Raw genomic sequence first — 17,740 nt, 5'->3', positions numbered from 1 at the left:
CGCGTGGCGTCCTTGGCGATCTAAAAAAATGAGACGCCGATGACCCAGCACGACATGCAAACCGCCCCGCCGGGATTGATCGCACAGCCGGCAATCGCAACCCATCAAGCGCACCATCCGCCACACCCCGTCGCCCTTGACGACCTTCCGCTCAACCGCTTTCACGTCAAGATCGCTGGCCTGACTTTCGGCGCACATTTCACCGAAGGCTATGCGCTCGGCACGGTCGGCTATGCGCTGTCTTCGCTGAACCGGCAGATTCCGCTCGATTCGTTCTGGATGGGCGCGCTCGGCAGTTCCGCGCTGATCGGCATCTTCCTCGGCAGCCTGTTTTTCGGCTGGCTGTCGGACCGGCTGGGTCGCCAGCGGATCTTTCTGACGAGTTTCGTGATCATCACCGTCGCGGCGTTCATGCAATTCTTCGCGACCTCGCCGCTCGAACTGTTTCTTCTGCGCGTAATGATCGGCATCGGAATGGGTGGCGACTTCACGGTTGGCCACGCGATTCTCGCGGAGTTCTCGCCGCGCAAACATCGCGGCGCGCTGCTCGGCTCGTTCAGTGTTGTATGGACCATCGGTTACGTGGCCGCGAACGTGCTGGGCCTGCACTATGGCGATGCGGTTCCGGACGCCTGGCGCTGGCTGCTGGCGTCGGCGAGCGTGCCCGCGCTGATCGTGCTGCTGCTGCGCATCGGCACGCCCGAGTCGCCGCGCTGGCTACTTGGAAAAGGGCGCGACGTCGAAGCGCATGCGATCGTGCGCAAGCACTTCGGCCCGAACGTCACGCTCGATGCGGACGGCAACTCAGGCGAACACAGCAGCAAGGGCGGCTACGCGCGGCTCTTCGGTCCGGACCTGATCCGGCGCACGCTGTTCAACTGCGCGTTCTTCATGTGCCTCGTCATCCCCTACTTCGCGATCTACACGTTCCTGCCGGTCATTCTCAAGATCGTCGATTTGAACAACGGCTTCGGCGCCGATCTGCTGCTGAACGCGTTTCTGGTCATCGGCGCGGTGATCGGCATCTGGCTCACGATCAAACTGCCGCGCCGGAGTTTCCTGATCGGCTCGTTCGCTGTCACTTGCGCGATGCTGTTAGCGCTGAGCGTTCTACCGGCGTCGGCGTCGATCGCGATGATCCTCGCGTTCGCCGTCTTCACGCTGACGATGTCGGCATTCAGCAATCTCGTCGGCGTGTTTCCACCGGAATGCTTCCCGACTGACGTGCGCGCCCGCGGCGTCGGACTCGCGATCGCATGCAGCCGGCTCGGGTCGGCGATCGGCACGTTCCTGCTGCCGGTCGGCATCGCGCAGTTCGGCTTCCCGGCGACGATGATCGCGCTCGCAGGCGTTCTGCTGATCGGCATGATCGTCTCGATTGCCTGGGCACCGGAGACGAAGAACCTCACGCTGCAGGAAGCGAGCGGCACCTGATCACGCATAGTGAGGCCGCGTGCCTGCCACTTCGGACAGCAGCCACGCGGCCAATGCGCTTACGTGCCTTGACTCGACGTGCCTTTCCGGCACGTCGAGCCAGTAAGCGTAAGGCCCGATGACCTCCACCTCCGACATCTTCACGAGGACGCCGTCCGCGAGTTCGTCGGCGATCATATTCAGGTCCACGACAGCGAGTCCAACTCCGCGCCGCGCCGCGTGAATGGCCTGCTCCAGACTCGAGAATTCGATGCCATCGTCGGCGAAACGTTGCGGCAGGCGTGCCGCGGCGAGCCAGTTGGGCCAGAGATCGAGGCGGATGTCGTCGTGAAGCACGTGCAGTGCGGGCAGGCGGTCGAGGAGCGGCGCGATGTCCTGGCCCTCCAGCGTCGCCGCACCGACGAGCGCATGGCGCTCCGTCATCAGCAGTTCGGAGTACCCCTGCGCGAGCGCTTCACGCCCGAAGCGAATCGCGCAATGACAGGCGTCGTTTGGTTGTGTGCGCAGCGAGAGCTCGACGCCGGGCAACCCGACCGCCAAAGCGTTGAGACGCGAAGACAGCCATTGCGTCGCGAACGTCGGAGGCAAGCAGACGACGAGCCGCTCGCGATGCATGGCCCCGTCCAGTTGACGCGTGCCGCGCTCGATCAGATCGAACGCTCCGGAGACGCACGGCATCAGCACGGCACCCGCCGGCGTCAGGCGAATGCCCTTGTGGTCGCGCTCGAACAGCTTCACTTTGAGCGATTCTTCCAGCGCCTTGATCTGCCGGCTGACGGCGCCTTGCGTGACGCAAAGCGTCCGGGCGGCACGGTTGAAACTAAGATGACGCGCTGTTTCCTCGAAAAAACGCAATGCAATCAATGATGGCAATCGCCGCATGTCCGACCCTCGCTTGCCAGAACGTATCGCTCAATCCGGACCGTCAGTCCTATGGATGAGCTTCGCATGGCTCAGCTTTGTTGTCGCCTCGGCTGAATGGTATGCGGGATGGAGGGAAATGTGGCGGGGTTTTGGATGGTTTGAAGAATTTGCGGGGTTGGGGCGCTTGAGCTGTTCTATTGATTTGGCTGAGACTGCGCCATATATACCGTTGAGCCGTCTGGACCGCCCGAGTCGCTCTAGCCGCTGGGCCGCTCGTCTGCTTTAGCCGCTAGCACACCGGCCTGCTCGAGCTTGAGCGCTTGAGCCGCGCGGCCATTTTGCCCGTTTGGGCCGTTTGGGCCGTTTGGGCCGTTTGGGCCGCTCGTTTGGCTCGCTTGGCCCGTCGAGACGGTTCGACTTCCGCGAATTTTTAAGCCCGCAAAGCGTTCGCTGCCTCGGTCCATTGATACTTCGAACGCCATCTAGCTCGCGCGCAAACAAGCCTCAATTTCGCAAACCCGTGGAGAAAGTAGAAGCAAACGGTTTGCCATGCACTCTGTTCTAAACAGGCAAAACCATCTCAATCAAAGGCCAGCGCCCCAGCAGCACTCATCGCCTGCCGCGCCTGCACAAGCGACGTTCGCGCCGCGCGCGCATCGCCAGCGAGCCGCAGCAACGCGCCGAACTGCGACGGCTGCCGCAACAATTCGCGAAGAATAGGCACAATCGCCGTATGCCCATCGTCACGCAAACCGGCGGTCGCAGCAGTCGGCAAAGTGCGCCAAGCCGGATCGACGATCGCGCGACAGACCGCAAATGGCAAGCCACGTGCGGAAGCAATCGCCCCCGCAATATGCGACTCCATATCGACAGCAAGCGCTCCCGTCGACTGAAACAACAACCGCTTCTGCTGTTCACTAGTAACCGGCGCCGTCACCCCAGCCATCACTCCGCGCCGCATTCGGAAGCCAACAGGCAAAGCGTCGGCGATACGGTTCGACCATGTCACATCGGTAGCAATACGACCCAACGGTCCAACCACCGCATCCGCCACGATCAACGTCCCCGCTTCGAGATCAGGCGCAAGCCCCCCCGCCGTCCCGAAGCTGACGATGCCCGAACACCCGCGCGCCACCGCTTCGCTCAGCGCGCGTTCGAGCCAGTCGGCGCGCGCGGCGAACACGACATCGACGCCACGTCCGCGCACGATTTGGGCTTCGAACGCCATGCCGGTGACGGCGAGCACGGGCACGCCCGTTCGCACATCGCTCACATCGCCGCCGTCACGCGCGATAAACCCTCGCGCGTCATATTCCGATAACGCGTCAGCGCCCACAGCGGAAAAAACTTGCGATACCCGTGATAGCGCAGATAGAAAACCCGCGGAAAACCGGTCGCGGTAAAGCGCGTTTCGTCCCACAGACCGTGCTCGCGCTGCGTCGATTGCAGATACGCGACGCCGCGCGCCACCGCCGGGTGATCGATCTCGCCCGCCGCCATCAAACCGAGCAACGCCCACGCGGTCTGCGACGCCGTGCTCGGCGCCGCTTCGAATCCGCGATAGTCGAGCTTGTAGCTTTCGCCGTCCTCGCCCCAGCCGCCATCGGCGTTCTGGATGCCGATCAGCCATTCGGCCGCGCGCCGCACGCGCGAATCGGTCGGCGTAAGACCCGCCGCGTTCAGCGCGCAAAGCGACGACCACGTCCCGTAGACGTAGTTCATGCCCCAGCGGCCGTACCAGCTTCCGTCGCTTTCCTGCGCGCGCAGGATGTAGTCGAGCGCGCGGCGGGCCGGCTCGCTGTTCGCAGGCGTTTCGCCGAGTTCGGCGAGCATCGACAGACAGCGCGCCGAGACGTCGACGGTCGGCGGATCGAGCAGTGCGCCGTGGTCGGAGAACGGGATGTTATTCAGGTACAACTGCGTGTTCTCGGGTTCAAATGCGCCCCAGCCGCCGTCGCTGCTCTGCATCCCGACGACCCACTCACGCGCCCGGGCGATCGCGTCCCCATAAAGCGCAGTGCCGTTTTCGCGATCAGCGCGCTGCATCGCCATCACGACGACGGCCGTATCGTCGACGTCGGGGTAGTGCGGGTTCGCGAACTGGAACGCCCAGCCGCCGGGCCGTACGTCCGGGCGGCGCGAGATCCAGTCACCACGCACATCCAGAATCTGCAGCGGACGCAGCCATTCCAACCCACGCGATACCGCCGCCCTCGCTTTCGGCATGCCAGTTTCGAGCAAAGCGTGCGCCGCGAGCGATGTATCCCAGACGGGCGAAAGACACGGCTGGCAATAGGCTTCCCCTTCCGGCGATTCGTCGATGACGAGCAGTTTCTCCAGCGATCGTCGGGCAATCGCGCGATTCGGATGATCTTCCGGGTAGCCGAGCACGTCATACATCATCACGGAATTCGCCATCGCGGGATAAATCGCGCCGAGACCGTCCTCACCGTTCAGCCGCTCGTCGACAAAATCGACCGCCTTGCGAATCGCCCGCTCGCGCGTCGCGCGCGGAAACAGGCCGTCCACCGTGCGCAGCACTTCATCGACGACGCGAAAAAACGCAAACCACCCCTTGCTCTGATGCGGCGCGCGCTTCAGCGAGCCGACGTTCACCGGCGCCTCTTGAAACAGTTCGTCGATCCGCACGCCGCGTGGATTGCGCGCGAGCGGCCGCTTCGCGTTCAGCACGATCATCGGGACGATCACCGTGCGCGCCCAGTACGACACCTTCGTCAAATGGAACGGGAACCACTGCGGGAGCAGCATCATTTCGACGGGCATCATCGGCACCGCGCGCCACGACAACGCGCCGTACAGCGCGAGCTGCAAGCGCGTGAATACGTTCGACTGCTCCGCACCACCCGCAGCCAGGATCGCGCGTCGGGCGCGTTGCATGTGCTCGGCATCGGGCGAATCGCCGATCATCTTCAACGCGAAATACGCCTTGACGCTCGCGCTGACATTAATCGCGCCGTCGGTGAAGAGCGGCCATCCGCCGTCATCGAGCTGGATACGTCGCAGATAACGGCCGATCTTTGCTTCGAGTTCAAGGTTCGGCGTTTCGCCGAGGTGATGCACGAGCAGCACGTATTCAGCGGGAATCGTGGCGTCGGCTTCAAGTTCGTAGAGCCAGTAGCCTTCGGCGAATTGGGCGTCGAGCAGCGCGTCCGTGGCCTTCGCGACCGCTGCGTCGAGCCGCGCCCCCTGCGAGGCAACAGGAGCGAGCCGCTCGAGGCCCGGCATGGTGGTGTCGTTCATGGTCTTTCCATCGATGAGTTCATCAGCGCATCCGCAGCCTGCTGTCCGGAGCGGATCGAGCCCTCGATTGTGGCGGGCAGGCCGGTGGCGGTCCAGTCGCCCGCCAGCATCAGATTGGGCCAGCGCATGCGCGTCGCGGGGCGCAGGCTTTCCTGGCTTGGGATGGCGGCGAAAGTCGCGCGCCGTTCAATGACAATTTGCGACAACGGCATCGGCGCGGCGGGCAATCCGGCGACGGCCGCCACCTCGCGCCAGAGCGTTTTGGCGAGTTCGTCGTGCGGCGTGTCGATCAAACGATCAGCGCTGCTCACCGTGATCGACATCCGGCCGTCGTAGGCGAAAACCCAGTGGCCGATGCCGTTCAGCACGCACGTCATCGGCGCGAAGCCGTGCGGCGGATCGACCGCAAAATGTGCTACGAGAATCGCGCGGAATTCATTCGGCGCCGTCAGTTCCGGCACGAGCGTCTGCGCCACGTCCGGCGGCACGGCGAGCACAACGCCGTCGCTCGCCGCAACCGCGAGCGGCCCGCTGCCGAAATCGAGCGAACTCACGCGCGAATTCGAATCACTGCCGGCAAAGCCGATGCCTTCGAGCCGCGCGCCGAGCCGGATATCGGCGCCGCCGTATTGCAGGAGCCGCAGCGCCGGTTCCACGAACGCGCGGCCCAAGCCGGCCTTCGCCGTCAGCGGCCGGCACGCCTGCCCGCCCGCCGCGAGCGTTTCGCGCAGCACTTGCGCCGCGAGCAGCGCGCTCGCCTCGGCGGGCTCGGCGTTCATCGCCGCGCGCAGGAACGGCCGTGCGAGCGCGTCCCAGACGCGGCCCTGCGCGCGCATCGACTCCGCGACCGTGCGTCCCGGCTTCGCCCACAACAACGACGCGAGCGGCAAATAGTCGGCCGGCTGTGTGCCCGGCACACGCGCCTGCGGGTCGAAAATCCATTTCGGCAAACGGCCGGATGACAGACGCAGCGTCCAGCGCGCGCTGTCCTTCAAATCGAAGAACGGATATTCGGGCTGCGTCGGGCCGACGAGTTCTTCGCCCGCGCCGATCGCGCGCGCGTACGCGAGCGTCGCGTGATTGCCCGACACGATGAAGTGGTTGCCGTTGTCGATGGTGGCGTTGAGCGTCGCGTCGAAGTACGACCGGCAGCGTCCGCCCGCGTGGGGCGCTGCTTCGTGCAGCACGACGCGCGCGCCGCGCCGCTGCAATTGAACCGCTGCGGCGAGGCCCGACAGGCCAGCGCCGATTACGTGCACGAGTCGGGACATCAGAAAACGTTACGCGCGACGATCCACAACAGGCGCGAACGCGGCGTACGGACTTTCGTGCGCGGCAGGTCGAAGCCGCGCTTGAGATTGGCGTCGAGCACGCAGCGGTACGCGCCCGCCATGATGCGCGGCGCGCGGACCTGGGCGCGCGGCGACGCGGCCATGATCGCGTTCGATTGCGTGAAGTGCCCGCGAGCGCGCTCGGCGAGCACCGCGCAAACGGCCGGCAAGCGCGCATCGGCGACGATCGAAGCGGGATCGGTCGTCGAGATGCCTTCGCGCGACAGCAGTTCGCGCGGCAAATACACGCGGCCGATGCCGGCGTCTTCATCGATGTCGCGCAGGATGTTGGTCAGTTGCAGCGCGCGGCCGAGGTGGTGCGCGAGGCGCCGGCCGGCGTCTTCGTGCATCCCGAATATCCTCACCGACAGCCGCCCGACCGCGCTCGCGACGCGATCGCAATACACGTCGAGCGTGGCTTCGTCGGGCGCGACGATGTCGCCGGCGGCGTCCATCGCCATGCCGTCGATCACGGCATGGAAGTCGTCGCGGGAAAGCTGGAAGGCGTGGATGTGGCGCGTGAGCGCTTCAAGCGACTTCTTCGGCGTGCCGGCATAACAGGCTTCGATGTCGGCGCGCCAGCGGTCGAGCGCGACCGCGCGCTCGCGGCGGGGCAACGTGCCTTCGTCGGCGATATCGTCGACTGCGCGGCAGAACGCGTAGATCTGGTACATCGCGTCCCGCTGCGCAGCTGGCAGGATGCGCATCGCGAGATAGAACGAGCTGCCCGTGCTCACCTTGGCGGCATCAGGGGCGGCATCGTCGACGCTCAGATTGGAAACGGCCAAGTCGAACTCCGCTGTGGCGCCCCCACGGGCAATTTAAAGGATCGCGCGCTGCGCTCACGCGTCCCGAAGGCGGGGGCAAATTGCCGAAAGCGAACAGATAGACCAGCGCGCGCCGGTCCGCACAGCACCGGAAGCGGCAAAAAGTATAGCAATAATCGGCCTTTTTCGCGCTCATGCGGCCCGTGCTTCGGTCGCGCGCGCAATCAGACAAATCCGACGCTGCGGTTGCGTCCCTGCCGTTTCGCGCTGTAGAGCGCGGCATCGGCTTCGTTGATGAGCGCCTCGTAGGACGAGGTCGCGTCCTTTCTCGCCTGCGTGCCGCCGAAACTCGCCGACACGGTCACGCGCGTGCCGTGCACGTCGATTGGCGTCTCGCAGATCGCGCGCCGCACTTTCTCGGCGACGAACATCGCGTCGTCGAAGCCGGTGCACGGCAAGAGCAACGCGAATTCCTCGCCGCCGAAGCGGCCGAAGACGTCCTGCACGCGCACCGTCTGCGCGACGCGCCCGGCCATCACGCGCAGCACGGTGTCGCCGACCAGATGGCCGTGTTCGTCGTTGATGCGCTTGAAGTGGTCGATGTCGAAGAGCAGCAGCGAAAGCTCGCCGCCGTAGCGATGCCAGCGCGCGAATTCGTCCGCAAGACGCAGCTCGAAATAGCGGCGGTTCGCGATGCCCGTCAGGCCGTCGCGATCGGCGTATTCCTGAAGTTTCGCGACCGCTTCGTCGCGAGCGCGCTGCATCATGCTCGCGTGGGTGGCATCGGAAATCGTGACGCAGACGGCTACCACGTCGCGCTCGCGCGTAAGCGGCATGAACGTGCAGTCCTGCTGCATGAAGTCGACGCCGCCCGTAATTGGCCGGTCGTGGTCGAACTTGAAGAGATACGGCCGCTGCTCCCACGAGCTGAACGCGAAACTGCCGAGCTGGAACACGCTTTCGACCTTTCGCGTAAGCCACACGCGCGGCAGTTCGGGAAAGCTCGCGAAAATCGACTTGCCGATCACCTGCTCGGCCGTCTTGCCGCTGTGGTCCTGCATGAATCGGTTCCACATCACGACGTTTAGCTCGCGATCGAGTACGAAAATCCCGAATCCGACGCGCTCGACGACCAGTTCGCTCAGCACGAGCCGCAGTTCGTTCATAGGCTCGAAAGAAGCGCGTCGAGCGCTTCGTTCATGCGCTGGATCGCGTCTTCCGCCATCAGCATGACGAGGTGCGCGCGGAAGCTGTGATCCTCCAGCGCGAAATTCACTTCCAGCAGCAGCGCGGTTTTCCAGGCGAGCATGTCGGGCTGGAAGACGTCGTCGAGCGCCAGGTCGGTGCCGAGCATGCCCGGCGGCGAGAAGATCGGCGTGCGGCCGAGCTGGTCGAAGATGCACGACACGCACGCGCCCATCAGCACGTTCGCGACGTCGAAGATCAGCTCGGTCTGCGAGGTCGTCTCGTAGGTCGACTTGGCATACGGATCGTCGACGAGCGCGCACAGTTGCTCGACGCTGCCGCTCTTGCACAGCACGATCGCCTCGCCCTTGATGTCGGAGCGAAAGCCCTGACGCACAGCGGTGACGGTTCCGGTGATGCCGGTCATCGTGCGCAACGCCGCCGACGCCTCGGCGACGCTCACCACGCGCACCCGCGGCACCGACAGTTCGATGAAGGTGCCGAGCAGTTTCGACAGACGCGTCGCCGCCTGGCCCATCGCCATGTTGGCGACTTCCTGCAGCGCGTCGCGCTGGTCTTCGTTCATGGCTGGATCAGGCATGGAGTCCGAACTCCTTCAGGACGGGGCGCAACGCCTCGGGTGTCACGGGCTTCGGCAAGAACGCGACCGCGCCGAGCGCGCGCACGCGTTCCTGCGCAAGCGGCTGCACATCCGCCGACACCACGATCACGAACGTGTTCAGGTCCTCGTGCTGGAGGGCGTCGAGCACCTGATAGCCCGTCATGTCCGGCATCGTGAGATCGAGGAACATGACCGCCGCACGGCCCGCGCGATAGTGGTCGAGCGCTTCGCGGCCGTTCGTGGCGTAGGAGATCTCGACGTCCCAGTCCTCGGGCAGCGCGCGCGTCAATACCTTGCGGGCGAGCAGGGAATCGTCGGCAATAACAATCGGCAAGGGCATGGTTCGCGGGATCGATAAAACGGTTTATTCGGCCGTGCGCATTCATTGAGTGCGTGCGACGCGCATACGGAGACGTTTACGGCGGCACTCCGTGCGGTCTTTATGAAACGCCCGGAAATTGCGTAGATGAAATCGTCTAAAAATGCGCGGGAAATGCGCACAAAGCCCGCTCGTGACGATTCGGCCGATTTTCCGGAGCGTTTTTCGGCGCGGTAGAAATGAACGGACGCTGCCGACGGCGCGCGCCGGCGCCCGCCGGCAAGGTGCGGCGCAAGTGCGCGTAGGCGCGCCAGGCGGCGATGGTGCGCGGCGTGGTCGGCGCGCGCGCAATGAGGGTGTCGTTCGGCATCATGAAGCCAGCCCCGTGCAGGATTCGCGCCAATCGGCCGAATCGTTTCTGGTTTTGCCCTGGTGCAGTCGTGCATGGCGGCTCGTGGCCGCCTTTCACGTGTCTTCCGCCGGAAAGACGCTGCGCAAAGGTCCGGGCCTGTGGCCGCGTTCTTGAAGGCGCGTGTCCATCAGACGATTGGATTGTCCGATCAATGAGATGTCAAAGCAACTCACCAAAACCCCGACGATACTAATATTTTTCCTGTTAACCGATAATATGAGTATTTATTACTCTTATTAAGCGGTTTATCTATTTTTATTTTCTTTTGTGTACGTTTGCGCTTCCGGAAATCTCGCTCATTTCGATTTGTTCCCGCAAGGTACAAATCGGAAATAATCACCGCGTTTGAATCGTGGCCGATTATCTTCGGCATGTTTTATGCAACGTTGATAGATTCGGCATGGTTAAATTGCGTTATTCATCCGATTTACCGCGCCAAACGTTTGCAGTATCGGCACGTCAGTTTTTAACCCGACATGACCCGCGTTCTGCCCGATAAAAATTTCAAAACGCTCTTTCCATGACGTCGCTACGTGAGGAGCCCGACGGCGGGTCCGCCGCCGAGCAATGGCAGGACGAGGCGCCGTTTCCGGTGGTGCCCGAGCCCAACTTCGCCGCCCAGCGGCTGACGCTTTACGCGCTGCTGGTCGCGGCGATCGTGCTGCCGTTCATTTACGTCGCGTTCACGTCGTTCTTTGACTACCGTTCGCGCGTTGCCGCCGCCACCGACCTCGCCACGCGCAATGCACGCGTCGCCGAGGAGCACGCGCTCAAGGTATTCGACATGAACGTGATGCTCAACGAGCGCGCCGTCGATCTCGTCGACGGCCTCGACGACGTCGCCATCCGCCGCGACGACCTCACGATCTACAAGAAGCTCAAGGCGATGGGCGGCGGCTATCCGCAGGTCGCGTCGGTGTCGATTTTCGGCGCCGACGGCACGCTCCTCGCAACGAGCCGCGCCTATCCGACGCCGTCCGTCTCCGTCGCCGATCGCCCGGATTTCGCCGGTTTGAAGGGCGGCGAAACGCTCGAGCAGGTGTCGCGCGTGATGACGGGGCGCGTCGCGGGCGAGCAGGTGTTCAATACGGCGGTCACGCGCTTCAAGAGCGGCGGCGGATTCGGTGGCATGGTGTCGATCGCGCTGCGACCGTCGTATTTCAACGCGTTCTACCGCGAACTCATCGGCGACCAGCCGACCGTCTCGCTCGGCCTGTCGCGCTCGGACGGCGAAGTGCTCGCGTGGTATCCGCCGCGCCCACCCGACCGGATGTCCCTCGCGCCGCACTCGCCACTGCGCGCCGCGTACCGCGAAGGCACGCGAAGCGGCACCGTCGAAATGCGCTCGGGGCTCGATAACGAGATGAAGATCGTCGCGTTCCGGCGGGTCGGCAAATATCCGGTGTATGTGTCGAGCGGTTACCCGATCTCGACGATCTGGGCCGAGTGGTATCGCCATCTGACCGTGCTCGCGGTGTCGCTGTTCGCGCCGTGCATCGTGTTGTGGGGCGTGATCGGGCTGTCGCTGCGGCGTCTGGCGACCGAGGAGGAAGCGTGGGAGCGCTGGCGGGCGGAGGCGTCGATGCGACGCTCGATCGAATCCGCCTACCGGCAGGCGCGCAAGATGGAAGCGCTCGGCAACCTGGTCGGCAACGTCGCGCACGATTTCAACAACCTGCTGATGATCGTGTCCACCAACGTGCAGATCGCCCGCCGGCGCGGCGCGCTCGGCCTCGACCGCGAGCTTTCCGCGATGGAACGCGCGCTGAAGGGCGGCCAGTCGCTCACGCGGCAGTTGCTCGGCGTCGCGCGCAAGCAACCGCTGCGCAGCGAGACGATCGCGCCGGCCAAGTGGATCACGGCCGCGCGCGAGTTGCTGCGCCCGTCGCTCGGGGCGAAGGTCGCGCTGAACGTCGAAGTGCGGCCCGACGCCTGGCCGATCCGCGTCGATCCCGCGGAACTGGAGCTCGCGCTCATCAACGTCGCGGTGAACGCGCGCGACGCGATGCCCAACGGCGGCACCTTCACCGTCCTCGCCGACAACATCACCTTCCGGCACGAGGACGGCTTTCCGCTCGTCGGCGAGTTCGTGCAACTGACGCTCGAGGACACGGGCGCCGGCATGCGTTCCGAGGTGCTCGGCCGCGCGTTCGAGCCGCTTTTCACGACCAAGCCGAAAGGCATGGGCACGGGCCTTGGGCTGCCGCAGGTGTTCGCGTTCTGCGAGCGCGCGGGCGGGCTCGCGACGATCGACAGCGCGGTCGGCGCGGGTACGTCGGTGCGGCTCTATCTGCCGCGCGCGGGCGTGGTGAACCCGCCGAGCGTGGCCGTCAAGGAGGAACCGGCCGCGCGCGTCGAGACGCACGGGCTGAACGTGCTGCTCGTCGAAGACAACGAAGAGGTCGCGGCGGGGACCGAGGCGTTGCTCACGATGATGGGACATCACGTGACGTGCGCCTTCAACGCCGATGCCGCACTCGTTTTGCTCGAAGCCGCGCGCGACGCCGATCCGCCCGCCGACGCATTTCCGTTCGATGTCGTGCTTTCGGACATCCATATGCCGGGGCGGCTGAACGGTATCGATCTCGCCGAAATCCTGCAGACGTTCGCGCCGCCCGTGCCGACGATTCTCGTCACCGGCTATGCGGAAGAACTCGACCGCGCGCGCCAGGTCGATGCGCGCGTGCTCTCGAAGCCGTTCGACATCGCGCTGCTCGACTCGCTCCTGCAGGCAATCCGCGAAGGTGGCGAGGCGGCCCGCCGCGCAACGCGTTCCGCCGATCGCGCCACCGGCGACGCGGCTCATTGAAGCCGCTCATTGAGGCCGCTCATTGAGGCCTATCATTGAGGTCGCTTCGTTTCTACCGATTTTGTAAAAAAAGCGCGCCGCCGATACCGCACGCCGCGCGCGTCGATCGCCTGGAGGCATCCGGCACGCGAGTTGCGTGAGGGCTGTGACATGCGCCGCACCGGTTTCGCGTGTGCCGCGTCCAGAGACCACATCCCTTCGCAGGAGGCATCATGCGACACACCGTCATCGGCGTTTTCGACACTTACGGCCAGGCCGAGAACGCGCGCTCGGCCCTGACTGCCGCCGGCTTCTCACACGGCGACATCGAATTGCAAGCCAACCCGCAGCGCGACGATGCAGCCGAACCGTCGCTCGCACCTGACTCCGAAACTCACGCCGAACCGGGCGTGCTTGCGAACATCGAGCGCTTCTTCTCGATGCTGTTCGGCGGACGCGACCAGCCGCCGGAAGTCGCGCATTACTCGGAAGCGGTGAGGCGCGGGGCGGTGCTCGTCGCCGTCGATACCGACAGCGAGGCGCAGGCCGACATCGCGCGCACGACGCTCGCCGACCAGGGCGCGATTGACATCGACGAACGCGCCGCCAGTTGGGGCACGCTTGGACATTCGCCATCGGCGGCGGCCTCGGATACCCGCGATCATTCGCTGCTCGACGAACTCGGGCTCGGTAGCGGCAGCGCCGTGCCGGGCACTCGGCCGGTGAATGAGGACCCCGCCTATCGCACGACGTCGGAGGTGAATCGCGCGCGGGCGTATCCGCGCGCGGACGTCGGCGATCCGTCGGTCGCAGCGGCGCAGCCGGTGCTCGATCCGCTCGCTGATCCGCTCGGCAACCCGTTGCGTGCGCAAGACCCCGCGACGCTCGCGCCGCGTGACACCTTCACCGAAAACCCCGCCGCCGATCCGCTCGGACCGCTCGACATGCCCGCCACGCGCGAAGATTCACTCGCGCGCGGCGCGCCCGCCGGACGCGACCCGCTGACAGCGAGCGACATCGGCTCGCCCGCTCAGCGCGATCCCCTTGGAGCCGATTCCGTCTCCGAACGCGATGCGCTCGCCGGCCACGGTGCGCTCGGCGCGAGCCCGGCCGGATCGGCGGTGCGCGACGCCATCGCCGATAGCGACGCGCTCGGCGGCCGCGATGCGACGTATGAGTACGATCCGGAAAAGAATCGCGACGCAGCCGCCCGCGATCCGCTGCCCGGCACGCGTAGTGATACGGCGGCCGACTGGCGCCCGGTGAACGCGCTCGACGGCACCGACGCAGCCGCCAACGATTCCTTCGCGACGCGCGGTGCAGTGCCTTCTGCGACGCCGGTCGGTGCGCCGGGCGCGCTTGGCCCGCAAACCGTCCCCGATGAGTACATGGAATACGAGGACGATTTCCGCACGCACTATGACTCGAAGTACGCGGAGTCGGGCTTGCCGTACGAGGATTACGAAGGCGCATATCGCTACGGCGCGACACTCGGCAATGACGATCGTTTCCGCAATCGCCAATGGGACGACCAGATGGAATACGAGTTGCAACGCGACTGGGAAAGCCGCCATCCGGACGCGGGCGGCGACACGTGGGAGCGTTTCAAGGCAGCCGTGCGTCACGGCTGGGACCGCGTGACGGGGCATCACCACGTGTGAAACTCAACAAAGCTGCAATGAACGACGGCCCGCTAGTGCGGGCCGTCGTTTTTTGCGACGCGTTAAAAACTCAAACGTTCGCGTGATCCTTCACCCACGCGACGTATTTATCCATGAACCCCTGCAGATACTTTCGCGTGTCCTCACTCACGATGTTCCCGTTCGCGTCGATGCGCTTCTCGTCGTGCTTGATGAACATCTCCGGCTGCCCGAGCAGCGCAATATCGAGATAAGCGCAGACGTTGCGCAGATGCGATTGAGCAAGCGCCGTTCCGATCGCCCCGACCGAAGTCCCGATCACCGCGCCCGGCTTGCCGCCCCACGCGCTCTGGCCCCACGGCCGCGAACCCCAGTCGATCGCGTTCTTCAGCACGCCCGGAATCGAGCGGTTGTATTCCGGCGTGACGAAGAGCAGCGCGTTCGCCTCGGACAGCTTCTGTTTGAGTGTGCGCGCGGCTTCGGGGAAATCGGCGTCGTAGTCCTGGCTGTAGAGCGGCAGGTTGCCGATATCGAGGAACTCGAACGTGAAATCGCCCGGCGCGAGCGAAACGAGCGCGTGTGCGAGCTGCTTGTTGAAAGACTCACGACGCAGGCTCCCGACGACAACCGCAACTTTGTAGGGCATGACTTGGTTTCCTGTGAACGGGTGGAGAGAGACATCGTCCGGCGGATATCGACGAACGTTTCGGCGCGTCTCGCCGCATGGGAGCCGCCAACGAACCACTTATACGACTGCTCATGATAGGCGCCCGACGGCGAACCTGCATGCGCTCCAAGTGTGCAGTGCGCAATTGCGGTGCAACCCGGGCGACGGCGCATGCCCTCGCCCTTCCGACCGCGATTTCCACAAAGTTATGCACAGAAAATGTGGATAAGTTGGGGAGATGAGAGCATCACGTTTAGTTTTGGAACGGTAAACGTGGAAAGAGCGCCATCGGGCGCTCTTTCTGGTCAAACACGGCCAAATTGTCGCGCTTACTGTCCGAAAAATACGTTGCACTGCGATGCCGGGCCCTGGCACGCTGTCGACGATGCATCGGCGGCTTGCGCGGCGCTCGCGGCGGCCAGCAGAGCGACAGAAGCGATGAGTGCGGAGAGGATGCGTTTCATGAGACACCTTCGGGAAGTTCGTTGAAACGATCGGAATCGATCGAGTGAAACGAAGCTTAACTATGGAGCGTTCGCAGAAAAATCCCGATACCGCCAACTAATTCTTACCGCATTCGCAATAATTCGAACGATCGGACGGTCGCGCATCAGAGCGGTGCATGCCAGCATTTCCCTGATTACCAACAACAATGTGTTGGTTCAATCGGTATTAATGTCCGATAGTTTTTCTCCTAGACTGCACTCATCCGATGCACTGCATGGGGCCACAGGAGACTCACGATGAAACGCATTCTGATCCAGGCATTGCTGATTTCCGCCGCACTCGTCGCCAGCGCGCCCACGTTTGCCGCCGAATATGCGCAAGCGCAAGCGACCGCCGATGGCGCCAAGACGCGCGCCGAAGTGAAGGCCGAATTGGCCGCCGCCCGCCGCAATGGCGACCTCGACGCCGTCAACATCAATACGTATCCGCAATTACTGCCCTATCAGCAGCGCCATGCGCAGACCGTCGCGATGCGTGCGCAACGCACGCAGTGACCTGAAGCCTTGGCGCGAAGAACAGGCCTCCTCCACCCATCAGTCAGATGGTGGTTTCGCCCGGCGTCTCATCCCCGCCGGGCGCTTTTTTTTCCTGTTCAGGCAAGCATCGCCGCAAGACAAAGCGTGACCGTGACTAGCGAGACGAGCGTCGAAAAAAGAATCGCCGTCGATGTCACCGCCGCCTCCCGTCGATAAAACTCCGCGAGCATGAACGGGCCCGTGCCCGTCGGCAGCGCGCTCAGGAGCACGGCCGTCTTCGCCCACATCGGCGGCAGCGTGAATACATGGAACGCGAGCCACCACGTGAGCAAAGGCTGCGCGACGAGCTTCGCCGCGACCAGCGCGCTCGCCCTCCTGGCATCGCGTGCGTGAGGTTTCTCGCCGAGGAAGAGTCCGAGCGCGACCAGCGCGCACGGACTCGCCGCGCCGCCGAGCAGCTTGAGAAACGCCTGCGCGCCGCCCGACACATGCAAGCCCGCCCCACTCCACAACGCGCCCGCGAGCGGCGCGATCAACAGCGGATTCAGCATCAACGATCTGGCGACGCGCCGCATCGTCGCGCCGATGTGCCGCTCGCTCTGCAAGCCGAGTTCGATCACCACGATCGCGACGGCGAACAGCACGCACACGGTCATGATCGTCGCGATGACGGCGGGCGCGAGGCTCGCTTTTCCGAACGCGAGCAGGCACAGCGGCAATCCGATGTAGCCGGTGTTGGGATAGGCGGCGTTGAGGCCGTCGAGGCTTGCGTCCGCGAGATGGCGCGATTGCTTCAGCCGCACGAGCACCGTCGCGGCAAAGACGACAAACGAGCCGATCCCGAACACCGCGATGAACGACGGCTCGTCGAGCATGCTCCACGGCGTGTTCGCCATGATGTCGAAGAGTAGCGCGGGCAGCGCGAGATAGACCACGAAGCGGTTCAGTTCCGACGACGCATGCGGCCCGAGCCGGTTCAGCTTGCGGCACGCATAGCCCGCGAAGATCAGGCCGAAGATCGGCAGGATGATCGTAACGAGCGGCGTGAAGAACGATGACAGCATGAAGAGGGATCGTGCGAACGGTTGGACGAGGCGCGCAAAGCATAGCCCGTCGATCGGCAAAGGTGAGACATTGCGGGAGCCGGTGAAGGGTGAGTCGCGATGGATGGTCGAAGCTCACGATTGCCCGATTACCAGTATTTCTAAGCATCGCTCGTCTTCAATGAGCATTCTCAACGATAGCGTGCAAGGCGTTGTTTCATATAGCTTTGCACGGTTTATCAAGATACGCTCGTGAAGCCGGACAGTAGATCGTTGCATACGCAACAGATGATTGCGCACACAATTCCGATTCGTTCCCATGCCGTTCAGGTGAGCGAATACGGGACCCGCGAAAACGTCTCTGTAGAGGCACAATGCCGACGCTTCACGCTTTTGCATAAACGCAATTGCATCAATGGCTTGC

The 17,740-nt window shown here is 64.2% G+C and carries 15 protein-coding genes; 4 read left to right on the top strand and 11 right to left on the bottom strand.

The genetic code is table 11. The features are described from left to right. The first annotated feature begins 39 nt into the window (after positions 1–39). The gene (locus tag AWB65_RS20685) at positions 40–1,434 is read left to right on the top strand and encodes an MFS transporter (RefSeq protein WP_087668921.1); all 1,395 of its coding nucleotides are present in this window, start codon (positions 40–42) and stop codon (positions 1,432–1,434) included. On the opposite strand, the gene AWB65_RS20680 is transcribed toward AWB65_RS20685, so the two are convergent. The 8 genes from AWB65_RS20680 to AWB65_RS20645 form a co-directional block, all read right to left on the bottom strand. After that, positions 1,435–2,316 (bottom strand): LysR family transcriptional regulator, encoded by an 882-nt coding sequence (locus tag AWB65_RS20680; protein ID WP_087668920.1) that lies wholly within the window; start codon positions 2,314–2,316, stop codon positions 1,435–1,437. It abuts the gene before it with no gap. A gap of 562 nt (positions 2,317–2,878) precedes the next feature. After that, positions 2,879–3,526, bottom strand: a complete 648-nt coding sequence (locus tag AWB65_RS20675; RefSeq protein WP_087668954.1) for a phosphorylase — start codon at positions 3,524–3,526, stop codon at positions 2,879–2,881. 41 nt (positions 3,527–3,567) lie between these two features. Further along, positions 3,568–5,544: a squalene--hopene cyclase gene (gene shc / locus AWB65_RS20670; protein ID WP_200821755.1), complete on the bottom strand. Its 1,977-nt coding sequence runs from the start codon at positions 5,542–5,544 to the stop codon at positions 3,568–3,570. Between the two features lie 11 nt (positions 5,545–5,555). Beyond that, positions 5,556–6,830, bottom strand: coding sequence for a hydroxysqualene dehydroxylase HpnE (gene hpnE / locus AWB65_RS20665; protein WP_087668918.1), 1,275 nt, complete (start codon positions 6,828–6,830; stop codon positions 5,556–5,558). Beyond that, positions 6,830–7,678, bottom strand: a complete 849-nt coding sequence (gene hpnD / locus AWB65_RS20660) for a presqualene diphosphate synthase HpnD (RefSeq protein WP_087668917.1) — start codon at positions 7,676–7,678, stop codon at positions 6,830–6,832. The genes hpnE and hpnD overlap by 1 nt, the downstream gene beginning before the upstream one ends. Positions 7,679–7,881: 203 nt before the next feature. After that, positions 7,882–8,823: a GGDEF domain-containing protein gene (locus AWB65_RS20655; RefSeq protein WP_087668916.1), complete on the bottom strand. Its 942-nt coding sequence runs from the start codon at positions 8,821–8,823 to the stop codon at positions 7,882–7,884. Further along, entirely contained in the window at positions 8,820–9,443 is a 624-nt protein-coding gene (locus AWB65_RS20650) for a chemotaxis protein CheC (RefSeq protein ID WP_087668915.1), read from the bottom strand. The genes AWB65_RS20655 and AWB65_RS20650 overlap by 4 nt, the downstream gene beginning before the upstream one ends. Then, a complete protein-coding gene (locus AWB65_RS20645; protein ID WP_087658203.1) occupies positions 9,436–9,804 on the bottom strand; it encodes a response regulator in 369 nt (122 codons plus the stop codon). The genes AWB65_RS20650 and AWB65_RS20645 overlap by 8 nt, the downstream gene beginning before the upstream one ends. Before the next feature lie 911 nt (positions 9,805–10,715). Between AWB65_RS20645 and AWB65_RS20635 the strand changes: the two genes are divergently transcribed. Next, positions 10,716–13,004 (top strand): hybrid sensor histidine kinase/response regulator family protein, encoded by a 2,289-nt coding sequence (locus AWB65_RS20635; protein WP_087668913.1) that lies wholly within the window; start codon positions 10,716–10,718, stop codon positions 13,002–13,004. A gap of 212 nt (positions 13,005–13,216) precedes the next feature. Further along, positions 13,217–14,644, top strand: a complete 1,428-nt coding sequence (locus AWB65_RS20630; RefSeq protein ID WP_087668912.1) for a hypothetical protein — start codon at positions 13,217–13,219, stop codon at positions 14,642–14,644. Positions 14,645–14,714: 70 nt separating this feature from the next. On the opposite strand, the gene AWB65_RS20625 is transcribed toward AWB65_RS20630, so the two are convergent. Next, a complete protein-coding gene (locus AWB65_RS20625) occupies positions 14,715–15,269 on the bottom strand; it encodes an NADPH-dependent FMN reductase (RefSeq protein WP_087668911.1) in 555 nt (184 codons plus the stop codon). Between the two features lie 350 nt (positions 15,270–15,619). Continuing rightward, positions 15,620–15,754, bottom strand: a complete 135-nt coding sequence (locus AWB65_RS37645; protein ID WP_268808256.1) for a hypothetical protein — start codon at positions 15,752–15,754, stop codon at positions 15,620–15,622. Positions 15,755–16,033: 279 nt separating this feature from the next. On the opposite strand from AWB65_RS37645, the gene AWB65_RS20620 reads away from it, so the two are divergent. After that, the gene (locus AWB65_RS20620) at positions 16,034–16,291 is read left to right on the top strand and encodes a DUF4148 domain-containing protein (RefSeq protein WP_087668910.1); all 258 of its coding nucleotides are present in this window, start codon (positions 16,034–16,036) and stop codon (positions 16,289–16,291) included. Positions 16,292–16,389: 98 nt separating this feature from the next. On the opposite strand, the gene AWB65_RS20615 is transcribed toward AWB65_RS20620, so the two are convergent. Beyond that, on the bottom strand, positions 16,390–17,337 hold the full coding sequence (locus AWB65_RS20615) for an AEC family transporter (RefSeq protein ID WP_087668909.1): 948 nt from the start codon (positions 17,335–17,337) through the stop codon (positions 16,390–16,392). Between the last annotated feature and the right edge of the window lie 403 nt (positions 17,338–17,740).

The organism is Caballeronia humi (assembly GCF_001544475.1).
In the GTDB taxonomy this organism is placed as follows: Bacteria; Pseudomonadota; Gammaproteobacteria; order Burkholderiales; family Burkholderiaceae; genus Caballeronia; species Caballeronia humi.
Note: the sequence above shows the minus strand (reverse complement) of the source record. Positions and strands in the feature narration are given on the sequence as shown.

What these genes read in the sequence shown, in the direction of transcription:
- AWB65_RS20615 (WP_087668909.1), bottom strand. Translation starts at nt 17,337, where the DNA reads ATGCTGTCATCGTTCTTCACGCCGCTCGTTACGATCATCCTGCCGATC.
- AWB65_RS20650 (WP_087668915.1), bottom strand. Translation starts at nt 9,443, where the DNA reads ATGCCTGATCCAGCCATGAACGAAGACCAGCGCGACGCGCTGCAGGAA.
- AWB65_RS20620 (WP_087668910.1), top strand. Translation starts at nt 16,034, where the DNA reads ATGAAACGCATTCTGATCCAGGCATTGCTGATTTCCGCCGCACTCGTC.
- hpnE (WP_087668918.1), bottom strand. Translation starts at nt 6,830, where the DNA reads ATGTCCCGACTCGTGCACGTAATCGGCGCTGGCCTGTCGGGCCTCGCC.
- AWB65_RS20685 (WP_087668921.1), top strand. Translation starts at nt 40, where the DNA reads ATGACCCAGCACGACATGCAAACCGCCCCGCCGGGATTGATCGCACAG.
- shc (WP_200821755.1), bottom strand. Translation starts at nt 5,544, where the DNA reads ATGCCGGGCCTCGAGCGGCTCGCTCCTGTTGCCTCGCAGGGGGCGCGG.
- AWB65_RS20675 (WP_087668954.1), bottom strand. Translation starts at nt 3,526, where the DNA reads ATGGCGTTCGAAGCCCAAATCGTGCGCGGACGTGGCGTCGATGTCGTG.
- AWB65_RS20630 (WP_087668912.1), top strand. Translation starts at nt 13,217, where the DNA reads ATGCGACACACCGTCATCGGCGTTTTCGACACTTACGGCCAGGCCGAG.
- AWB65_RS37645 (WP_268808256.1), bottom strand. Translation starts at nt 15,754, where the DNA reads ATGAAACGCATCCTCTCCGCACTCATCGCTTCTGTCGCTCTGCTGGCC.
- AWB65_RS20625 (WP_087668911.1), bottom strand. Translation starts at nt 15,269, where the DNA reads ATGCCCTACAAAGTTGCGGTTGTCGTCGGGAGCCTGCGTCGTGAGTCT.
- AWB65_RS20655 (WP_087668916.1), bottom strand. Translation starts at nt 8,823, where the DNA reads ATGAACGAACTGCGGCTCGTGCTGAGCGAACTGGTCGTCGAGCGCGTC.
- AWB65_RS20680 (WP_087668920.1), bottom strand. Translation starts at nt 2,316, where the DNA reads ATGCGGCGATTGCCATCATTGATTGCATTGCGTTTTTTCGAGGAAACA.
- AWB65_RS20645 (WP_087658203.1), bottom strand. Translation starts at nt 9,804, where the DNA reads ATGCCCTTGCCGATTGTTATTGCCGACGATTCCCTGCTCGCCCGCAAG.
- AWB65_RS20635 (WP_087668913.1), top strand. Translation starts at nt 10,716, where the DNA reads ATGACGTCGCTACGTGAGGAGCCCGACGGCGGGTCCGCCGCCGAGCAA.